Origin of the sequence: Mariniflexile sp. AS56 (assembly GCF_030552475.1) — a bacterium.
Lineage (GTDB): Bacteria > Bacteroidota > Bacteroidia > Flavobacteriales > Flavobacteriaceae > Mariniflexile.
Genome location: NZ_JAUPED010000001.1, coordinates 574,583 through 586,861 on the forward strand (window position 1 = coordinate 574,583; position 12,279 = coordinate 586,861).

Here is a 12,279-nt window from a genome sequence, read left to right on the forward strand (position 1 = left end):
TTTCAATAGATTAATACCGCAATAATAGCGATTTATTCATTATTAATCTAATAAAACGATGTATTTACTCCGATTAAACGGTAAATAAACTCGATTAAGTGCGCGAAAACTGACATTTATAACCTAAACCACCTTATCAACAAAACTAGTTAACAAGTATTTTTTTAGTGATTACTTGTCCCGACTGTACTTTAAACCATGCGATATAAGCTCCAGTCGCCACGTTTGATAATTTTAACCCATTACTTAAATCTTCTTGGGATAAATTATTAAATTCTAACACCGTTTGGCCTCGCATATTTACTATAGCCAACTTATCGATGCTGTTACTTAACTTTTTACCATATAACGTATTTGTTGTATTTTGATAATAAATAAAGTTTTCTGAAACGCTTGCTTCTTCTGCACTCAAAGTTTGTTCTTGTGATTTAAAAACCATTTCAAACCTCTCATTAAACTTGCCCTGATTGGAAGTAAACACATAGCCCGTGCTATTCGTTAAATCAAAATAGTCGCCTGTTGTATTGTCTCGCAAATAGACTGCTTGGGTAGCATCTAAATTATCAAACTCTGTTGCTTTTATTTCGAAGGTATTACTACCTGACGATTTAAAGTTTAGAGAAACAACTTTATCTATGGTAATGGGGCTGTATGCCTGCATATTTAGATTTTTCCCATCTAAATTTAGGTTTAAATCGTTATTATTAGTTTCATTGGTATAAGCATCATAACCATAATCATAGCCATCTGTGGTGATTTCACTAAATCCTAAAAGTAGTTCGCGTCTGGTTTTAGGACCTTCTACGGAATTGAATTCTAAACGAATGGTTGTCATTTCGCTACTTGCTTGTTTTGAAGATTCCGCCGTGGTACTTTTACTTTTTGTATTCGTAGATTTTAAAAACGAAGAACCGTTATTATAACTCCCATCGGCATCCGACTCCTTTACAAATATGCGTTGGTCATTATTGAACACCACAGTACCATCTGCTATAATTTCCGTAATAAAACCCTGTCCTACTGGAAGATACCTTGACGGTGTTACCGTGCCATCTAACGAGCCATTTGTGCCTCCATAGAATCCAACAAATTGATACGCTCTACACGACCCTAATTTATTAACTTGGGCATAACCACCTTCATACTCGCTAAGATTATGAGAGTTACCAGACCATTGTTGCCATAATTGCAAAGTGCCATCTATAACCCCCACATTATCATCTATAAATTTATGAACATCTAAAGCTGATGGGTATGGGTTTCCTAAAAGATATTGTGTTTTAGATACTGAAGTTACAGAACCTGGACCACCTTTATCAATAACATCTACTAATACAGTACCGTTATTAGGTTTCCCTTCAAATATGTATTGCTGCTCTAAACCAGCATTTCCAGTTCCTTTTTGCGTATAACCTACTCCTGGTGTTAATGGTGAATTGGGGTTTAACGACGCCCAATCCCAATATGTTTTTCCGTTTTTAAAGGTGTACAACCAATACGTACTAATTTTCACAGCTTGGTTATAAGAACTCGTAAAAGGCATATTGATACCCACTTCATCTTTTATAGTATTTAACTTAAATGCTGAATTATTGGTATTGTTTGTTATCGCGTTATTATTAGTTAAACTTGTTGCGCCAATGGCTCCAACTGGAGACGACCAATAATTATATCTAAACGGGCTAGACGTTCCTTCCTGCCTTCTTAATACTTTCCCGGTTGCCGATGTTACTAAATCGCTGGTTGTTGTTTGAAGTAATTGTGAATCGCCTTGTAAATTAAGGGTTCCATTTAATTCTAAATACCAGCTATTTTCAACATGATTATCGGTATGTACTGTAAAGGTTTTGTTAGCATCTATAATTAAACCCATGGTTTTAACAGGATGACACGCCGTGACATCGCTTGCTATTTTTACAATACTCCAATCTTTATTATTGGCTATGTTTTCAATATCCCAAACTTCGCCATGCAACCATGTAGACTGCGTTGTCCATGCACCATTTGCCGTTGTTGTATATGGCATAGGAGCTGTTTGTTCTTGAATGGTTGTGATATTATGTAATCTTATCGTATTTCCAAAATTTGAATAATCTAAAATAGAACTCGTCTTAATTTCGGTCATTGGGTAATAGGCCAAAAGTTGTGTCCAAGACACGGTACTTCCCGATGCGATATCAACCACATCTTTAGCAACCATTTTCCCTTTTACGTTACCTCCATTATTTTCAATTTCTTGATAAACCATGCGTTGTATTTGATCTTCGGTTAAGGCATTACCAAAAACACGCACTTCATCTATATCTCCTTTAAAATAATTACCATGTGTTAATTCATTCGAGAATCGGCCAATTTCAAAGGTATTATTAGTATCTGAACTTCCCTCGATGGCCGCTCCGGTTACACCTGTATCGTAGGTGTTTGCCAATTCACCATCAACATATAATTTTAAGATACCTGTGGCACTTGAAAAACTACCTGCTATATGGTGCCATTCATCATAATTAATAGCAGAACAACTGCAGCCGCCAGCTAACTGAACCGAATTTCCTACTGTTTTTATTTTAAAAGTGGGTCTATTTCCATCTTCTAATGATAATTGACAAGCGATACCTTCACCAGCAATAACCATATCGATTGTATTTCCTGAATCTGATTTAACCCATGCCATGATAGTGACATCGTTTAAACCACTTATAAAGGAATCTCTAGACATGTAATCATCTACACCATCAAAATCGATGGTTGCTATAGGTGGCGGATTGCCATCAAAATAATCTCTATAATCTAAATCACCACCAGCAAATAAATCGGCATCCACATCAGGTAAGATAGATGAAGTTGGATCGTCAATTTCATCATTTATATCATTCGGGTCATTGATGTTTGAACCTTCAAAAAGGTCATCTAACCCATCATTATCGGCATCTGAATATGTTACAATTAGATTAGCCATACCGTTTTCTTCAACATCTGGTATTCCATCATTATCGGTATCGAAATCGTACATATCTATAAGGTTATCACCATCGGTATCTACAGGAATAAGGCCTATACCGTAAGCATCGAAAATTCCAGTAATAGGGTTTACGGTACCTACTGGAGGTACGTACCCAATAGTAGGTTGCGCTTCCACATTATCTGGTATACCATCGTTATCACTATCTATATCCAAAGTATTTAAGAACCCATCTCTATCTGAATCACACACCGAACTAATTCCGAAATTTGTTAATCGAATGCTCGTACTTGTTGTTGTTCCAGTTGCTCCATAAAGTAAATCGACATGAGAAAATTGATCGAATTCCATATATAAATAGAAGTCTGGATCATCCCCTTGTGTTCCTCCATCATCTGGCTCATCAACCCAATCGTTCGTAGGTCCTGCAATGGTTGGATCTAATCTATATAAGGTATAACCCGCAGGACTTCCGCCATTCACAAAACCAGCTTGTTCTAAGTTTGTTGTAGGACTTAAATAAGGTGCAACCGTAGAAGTCGCGGTAGACGCATTGAAACCAGCTATTTCTGTGAAGTTCGAACCATTTCTTGTATCTATATCTCGCAACTCTAAAATCATATCATACAGCACCGTAGGAACCCCATCTGGGTTTGCCGGAGTTGCGCTGCCTGCTTTAACCAAATCGAAGGAGTAGGTTACATGATCGTCTTGCGACGCATTAAAGGTACTTACTCTTAATTCATTATTACAATCAACCGTAAAAGAGCCACTTTTTGTAATGATGGTAAGAACCAAATCGTAGTATTGATTTTGATAGAATATAGCATTGGAATATATTACTTTTTCACCTGGCTGAACATTACTTAAACTACCAGCCGTTAAAGGGGCTGCATTATTAAATTGGATTACTGCCGAACACTCATAGGTATCTATAACACCATCATTATCATCATCTAAATCACAAATATCTGTAACACCATCGTTATCAAAATCTGGATCTCCGGAATATACAGGGTCACATGGATTATTAACTGTTAGGGTTGCGCAATAGGTTTCTAAAATACACTTGTTATTAGTATGTGTTACGACTACGCAATAATCGTTACCGTTTAAACCAGTAACATCACTAATATTTAAAGTACTAGAAGTTGTACCACTGTAAACACCTGAATTGGTTAAAGCCGTCCCTCCAGAAGAAGGGTTACCTACATACCATTGATATCTAATATTTGAATTTGAACTGGAAGATTTTTTATCAGAATAATCAGGGTCACCCTCGTCAAACTCCGTTGTATTACGTGCTGATGCACTTACTTGAAATGAAGTAGCATCTCCGATAATAGTTGTTTTGTTGCTAGGCGTAGAAGATACTGTTAGTTTAGTCGCTACATATTCATTACCTGTTAAACCATTATAACCACCCGAACCACCTGTTACGCGTCCGCTTAAATCAAACCCCGTACCATCTAATCGACCATCGTTATTAGCGTCTACACCGCCAGATTCAATAGAATCATAACAACCATCATTATCACTATCTAAATCTAATAAATTAGGAATTCCATCATCGTCATCATCATCGTCCTCATCACCTTCATCACTATCTAAAATACCATCATTATCATCATCAACATCTATAGCGTTAACAATACCATCACCGTCTGAATCTTGTGAATAAGAGCTATTCGTGTACATACAGGCGAAAACCAATAGTACTTTAAGAAGTAAAATTTTATTCATAGGTTAAGCTTTTATTATCACTAAAAACAGACAATTTGCATAATTAATGGTGATCGCTTGAGGGGAAAAGCAAGCACCTAACGCACTAAATACATGGTTTTTAATACATTAATTAAACAAAAGTAAGGTTTTACATAACAAAAACCTAACATTTAAATCACTATTTACCGATTAAACGCTTGTTATGTCGGTCAAAATACACAAAATATCCATATTCAAACTATCTCACAATAATTTTTTTAGTGATTACCTGACCTGCTTCTGCCTTGAACCAAGCCACATATGCACCCGCTGAAATGTTTGATAATTTCAACCCATTACTCAAACTTTCTTGAGATACGTTATTAAATTCCAACACGGTTTGCCCACGCATATTCACAATGGCTAGCTTATCGATAGTGGTATTTAGTTTTTTACCATATAAGGTGTTTGTTGTGTTTTGAAAGTATATAAAATTCTCTGTAAAGGTCGCCTCTTCGGCACTTAATGTTTGCTGCTTCGATTGGAATACAATCTCGAATCGTTGATTAAACTTTCCTTGAGCCGATGTAAATCTATAGGCTTTGCTTGTTGTTAAATCGAAATACTCACCCGTTGTGTTATCACGTAAATAAATCGCCTGATTTTTGTCTACATTATCGAACTCGGTTGCTTTTATTTCAAAGGTATTATTACCTGAGGATCTAAAGTTTAACGACACCACCTTATCACTAGTAATCGGGGCATATGCTTGCATATTCATGTTATCACCATCTAAATTCAGGGTAAAATCATTATTACTATTTTCTCCCGTTAGGGCTTCGTATCCATAATCATAGCCATCAGTAGTTGTTTCGCTAAAACCTAAAAGCAATTCTCTTCTGGTTTTTGGCCCTACTACCGAGTTAAATTCCAATCGCATTTTCTGCATATCGGTATTCGATTTTTTAGCCGTAGCCGTGCTTTTAGCTTTTGAATCTGACGATTTAAAAAAGGATGAACCATTTTCATAACCTCCATCAGCATCTGCTTCTCTTACAAAAATACGCTGACTGTTATTAAACACAACCGTACCATCTGCCACAACTTCTGTGACAAAACCTTGACCCACCGGAAGGAATCTGGAAGGAGCTACTGTTCCGTTTTGATCACCAGTATTAGCTCCTTCTAGACCAACAAATTGATACGCTCTACAAGACCCTAATTTATTTACTTGGGCATAACCACCTTCGTATTCACTCAGGTAATGTGAATTACCACCCCATTGTTGCCAAAGTTGCAGTGTACCGCTTATAACACCATTATTATCATCAATAAACTTATGAATATCTAAAGCTGATGGATAGGGATTTCCTAATAGATATTGTGTTTTAGACACCGAAGTTACCGAACCTGGACCACCTCTATCTATAACATCTACTAATATAGTACCGTTATTAGGTTTCCCTTCAAATATATATTGCTGCTCTAAACCAGCATTTCCTGTTCCTTTTTGAGTATAACCTAAACCTGGTGTTAATGGCGCATTAGGACTTAATGATACCCAATCCCAATAAGTTAAACCTTTTTTGAAGGTATATAACCAATAAGTACTAATTTTTACTGCTTGATTATATGAACTCGTAAACGGCATATTCATACCAACTTCATCTTTTATAGTATTCAGCTTAAAAGTTGAGTTATTCACGTTGTTTATTGATGCGTTATTGTTTGATAACCCAATAACACCCACCTCACCAATAGGCGAAGACCAATAATTATAACGATACACACTAGAAGTCCCTTCTTGACGTCTCAATACTTTCCCCGTTGCAGAGGTTACTAAATCACTTTGCATACCCTGCACAAGTTGGGAATCATTCAACAAATCTAAGGTACCATTCAGTTCAAAATACCAGTCATTACTTATTAAATTATCGCCTTGTACTGTAATTTTTTTACTAGGTGCAATCACCAATCCTAAAGTTTTTAATGTGCTATTTGTGGTTACATTATTATTAACTTTAATGATGGCACTTCCTGTATTACTTAAAGCCTCTAAATTCCATTTACCACCATGTACCCAAGTATTTGCAACATCCATAGGGCCATCTGCCTTTGTAGTATAAGGCATGGGTGCTGTTTGCTCAAGTACCGTTGTTATATTATGTAAATTGGCTGTATGCCCATTTCCTGAAAAATCACTGGTTGTAGAACTCAAAATACTCGTCATTGGGTAATACGCTTTTAAGGTCGTCCAAGGAATTGTTGAAGTTGAATTAGCATCGACAATTCTTTTTGGAATTACTGCACCCGAAACATTTCCTGCATCTTCTTGAATTTCTTGATGAATAATTTTCTGCAATTGATCATCTGTTAAAGCCATATTAAATACACGCACTTCATCAATATCACCTTTAAATAGTTTGGTATGATTTGAAGCCTTTGCTCCAATAGTAAACTTATTGGTAGATGCATATAACGGTGAAGCAAGACAGGCATCGTTATTTGTAACAACCAACTCGCCATTAAAATATACTTTAAGTTTTTCAGACGCCGCCGCGTTGTTGAACACCAAGGTAAGGTGCGCCCAAACGTCTTTTTCTAATTCATGTGAATGCGGAATATATACTTCAGAATCATTCACTGTAACTTTTACTTGTTTACGATCCAAAGCTATAATGGAAAGATTTCCAAAATTAACAATGTATCCATCCTTTGAAAAACCAGAATCTAGTTTCACCCAGGCCATAACAGTCACTTCATCAAAATTAGAGATATTTAAACTACTGTCAATATAATCATCAACCCCATCAAAATCTATGGTTGAAAGTGCCGGTGGGTTACCATCAAACACATCTCTATAATCTAAATCGCCACCAGAAAGCAAGTCGCCATCAATGTCTGGTAATATTATCAAATTTGTTGGATCTTCAATATCTTCATTTACATCCCATATAACATCATTAATCCCATTGGTTTCAAAGGCATTATTAAGCCCATCTTTATCCATATCAGCAGCAGAACTCGAATTAGCCATACCATTTTCTTGAATGTCTGGTTTTCCATCATTATCAGAATCTGTATCTATATAATCTGGAATTCCATCACCATCGGTATCAACCACCGTTATACCATTCGGGTAAGAAATACTTAAACCAAGTATATTTACTGAAATATTAGGCAGAATATAACCAATACTAGGTTGGGCTTCCACATTATCTGGAATACCATCATTATCGGCATCAATATCTTGAAAATCATAATAAATATCTGAATCGCTATTTGCAAAATCGTCTTGCGAGCCGTTACCATCATAATCGACTGTGCCAGATTCTGAACTAATTTCCAAATCGTCTATCAAACCATTAGGACCAAAGCTAAAAGTATCATCAATCACACCATCGTTATTGGTGTCGAATAAATTTATTTGAGCACGCGTTAAACCTCCTTCAACGATATCTAAAATACCATCGTTATCGGCATCTATATCCAAACGATCAAACACGCCATCACCATCGGTATCTCGCAATGTGTCTCCATTTTCTTCAATAATATCAGGGATACCATCATTATCATCATCTAAATCTACAGAATCTCTAATACCATCATCATCCGAATCTCTGTCAACAAAAACGTAGAAGGAACTAAAGTTTTGTCTCCCACAATTATCTGTTACAATTAAACGTAGTAAGCATTTTTCTAGCCCAACAATACTAGCATTTGGACTGTAATTTGGAGAAGCGCTTGAAGGATCATCAAAAGAACCCCCACAAGAATCTAACCACTGCAATGTAAACGGCGGTGCAATACCACTAACTTGAGCGTTTAAGGCTAAAGTTTCGTCTGTTAGCGTTACTGTTTCAACACGATCTATTTTAATATCAGGACGTCTTTCAATCCCAGCTTGAAATAAGAAGTTACCATACACTCTGGCAGCTGCTACATTTTCAGCTTCAGACCCACCAGCAATACTATGAGAACCTTCATACATAACCATACCATAGGAGTTATTACCAAACGCTCGACCATATGCTAATGCGGTAGCAGGCCCGGTTGGATAGGTACCGTTTACCACATCAGGATGGTCGTTATCTGTAATAGCCAATACGGTTGAATCTCTCCAGCCTTCAATTTTTGGCAAATAAATTTGTTCTGATCCATTTTGCAATGCCCCGTCCATAGTGCCAATAAACTGCATTAAAGGGTCTCCTGCTGTTTCCGATCCATTAAAAATTCCTGCTTGTATGTTATAACTATATGCTGGAGTCCCATCATTATGCTCTTTCCATGGCACCAAGCCGTTTTTAGAAAGCATGGTTAAGTCTAATTTTCCATCGCCGTTAATATCTACTAAACCTTCCATGGCTGATACGGCATGACAGGCTGCCCAAAAGTAACCACCGTTTTCAATAAAATCTAATAAGGTATTTACGGTACCGGCACTCCAATTTTGAGGATCGGCATGTGGCATGGTATACATATCATCACACAAGGTTAAATCATCAGGACTACCTAATCTACCAAAAGTAGAAGGCACCTTCGCTTTATCATAAAATGCAGACTGTACCTTATCACCATTTTGGTCGTCTAATACGGCTCTAGGAAAACTAGAAATATAATCGTAAAACGGCGACTCAAATTCTGGTAAATTTTTATCAACCAATAAACCTGGATAATCTAGCATCCATTGGTTTATAATTGGTTCAGCCACCGCCATATATTCCGCAGGAATCACGAAAGGACCACCTTTATAATTTTTACCATTTACTGTTAAATCGACTTGATCTTGTTTAGCACTAGGGTTCGCCCAAGTTTTGTTATGTTTTACAACCCAATAAACAGGGATTAAGTGATTAAAAGATAATTCGTAAACCAACCCATAAGGTATTAAACCATTATTATAGGTTTGGGCAGAAACACCCATATCAATGATGGCAGATCCCGCTTCGAATGTTTTTTTAGCCGACACTTTAACTGATACCGTATTATTTTTTGAAACGGCATCCGATTGATTTGAAGCTGTTATAGTTGCTGTATTTATAAACGAACCACTTAACCTCACCAGGGCCGTAATATTTAATGTTACCGCACTGCCATTACTTACTGTTCCCACATCCCAATTACCTGTCAATCCATTATAAGTTCCTTGTGATGCCGTGTAGCTTACAAAGTCTGTACTAAAAGGTATTTGATCTAAGACATTGATAGAACTAGCATCTAAAGGACCATTATTTGTTAAGGTAATGGTATATACTATAAGATCTAATTCTGAAGGAAATTCGTTATCGACCGTTTGTGTTAATGCTAAATCAGAACCTCGTACTTGAAATGAAGCCGTATCCGTATTATTAGCTGCATTTGAATCGTTCATAATAGAACTTGCTGTTGCAGAATTAGTAATTACTAAACCTCCTGTATTTGCATTAATAGCACAGGTTATGGTTAAGGTTTTATTGCTTAAAGCATTAACAGTACCGGCATCCCAAATACCATTAGAAGGCGTGTATGTAGTGCTTGTAGAAGCACTATTATCACTCACATAAGTTAGGTTTTTAGGTATTAAATCTGAAACCTTTGTACTAAAAGCATTCGTTGTATTGCTATTATTGGTTACTTGAATCGTATATGTTACGGTCGCTAATGGATCGTAAGGTCCCGCTGAAACGGTTTTAACTAAAGCTAAATCGGCAGATCCAACACCTATACTGGCGCTCGCACTGTTATTACTTGTAACAGAATCTGGCTGAACGGCACTAAAAACACTTGCTGTATTGGTTACCAATTTGCCATTGGCAGCCACAGTAACTTGGGCAGTAATAGTCATAGTTGCCGAAGCACCCGAATTAATATCTCCCACAGCCCATTTTCCTGTTGATGAATTATAAGCCGCACCCTGAGACACGGTTGATGACACATATAGCAAATCTGGAGACGGTAAAATATCTTGTATTACTACCGTTTGTGCTTTTAGAAAACCTTTGTTCTTAACTACAATGGTATAAACAACATTGCTCCCAACAGCTGGATTTAATTTGTTAACTGTTTTAGTAACTTGTAGATCGGCTCCATTTACTAATAAACTTACAGAAGATGTATTATCGGAAGTATTAGTATCCGACTGATCAAAGCTTTCTATTGTTGCAACATTTTTAATAGTTGTAGCAGCTGTTCCCGTATTTACCTTAGCGCTTATCGTTATTTGTTTTTGCGCTCCAGAAGCTAAGGTTCCAACATTCCAAACACCAGTAGTCGCGTTATAAGAACCTCCACTAGAATTTGAAATATAAGTCAATCCTGCAGGCAGCACGTCTTTTGCTAAAACATTTGTAGCATTAGCATCACCATCATTCTTTACTTTTAATGTAAACACTACTGTTTGCCCTTCATCTGGCGTAGTATCGTCAACCGTTTTTGTCATTATAAGGTTGGCTTCCAAAACAAAAACTTCGGCGTTACTTTTATTGTTCGTGGCGTTTAAATCGTTTTGAGTCAAACTAGATAGTTGCGCTACATTATTAATATCTGTACCAGAGGTTCCTGCTTTAATTCTAGCTGTAATTGTAATTTGTTTCGTTTGCCCAGGTGTTAAGGTGCCAACCGACCAAAAATGGGTACTCGTGCTATAAGCACCAGCGCTTGTATCAGAAACATAGGTTAAACTATTAGACAATATATCTTCTACGACCACATTGGTCGCATTAATTGTTGTGGTGCTTAAATGTTTTGCTTTTAAAGTATAGGTTACTAATTCGCCTTCTTCGGCTGTATCAGAACTTACTGTTTTTGTAATTTGTATGTCTGGATAATTTACAGGCACACTAATGTTTATAGAATTATTCGTGGTAACAGATTCGGTTTGGTTTACAGATGCCACCGTTGCGGTGCCTGTTAAATTAGTACCGTTCGTGCCTGAACTTGGATAGGCAGTAATATTTAATTTTACGTTAGCGCCACTACCTAGAGTTGCAATGGTCCACTTATTTGTGCCTGAATTATAAGCCGCCCCTCTATCATTAGAAACATAAACAAATCCCGCCGGCAAAATATTATTTATAACAATATTAGTTGCTGTACTTGGCCCATAATTATCTATCCGCAAGGTTAGAACAATATTTTGTCCTTCATCTGGCGACGTATCATTTACTGAAAATTGGGTTGGTGAGATATCAACTGTTTGAGCAGAAATTATCCCCGAGAGTAATATGGCAACACAGGTTGCTAAAAATAGTAATTTACGTTTCATAGGTCAATAGTTTTGGGACTACTTAATTAAATAAACTCATACATACCGAAAAAACATCGGTACCATGAATTAATAAAATTTTAAACTTGAGGGAAGTTTGCTTTACAAATAGTTACGTAAAAACTCTAAACACGGTTTTAAATAAAACTATTAGTAAATGCAATATTAAGCAGAAAAACAGAAAAAAGCTAAGAAAATTGCTTTTTTCACCGTTAAAAGGATTGATTTATTCGACAAAATACACTTTTAAGCACAAAACTCATTTAAATAATGCTAAAAAAAACAGGAACACCAAGAATTAAAAATCTATTATTCAGCCAATTAAAATATAATAACACCTTCTTTCTTACACTGAAACACCTTTTAGAACCTA

The 12,279-nt window shown here is 36.5% G+C and carries 2 protein-coding genes; both read right to left on the reverse strand.

Annotated features, from left to right (window positions below):
• Positions 1 to 145: 145 nt before the first annotated feature.
• The gene (locus tag Q5N74_RS02600; protein WP_304387131.1) at positions 146 to 4,702 is read right to left on the reverse strand and encodes a LamG domain-containing protein; all 4,557 of its coding nucleotides are present in this window, start codon (positions 4,700 to 4,702) and stop codon (positions 146 to 148) included.
• A gap of 220 nt (positions 4,703 to 4,922) precedes the next feature.
• Positions 4,923 to 11,906 (reverse strand): LamG-like jellyroll fold domain-containing protein, encoded by a 6,984-nt coding sequence (locus Q5N74_RS02605; protein ID WP_304387132.1) that lies wholly within the window; start codon positions 11,904 to 11,906, stop codon positions 4,923 to 4,925.
• Between the last annotated feature and the right edge of the window lie 373 nt (positions 11,907 to 12,279).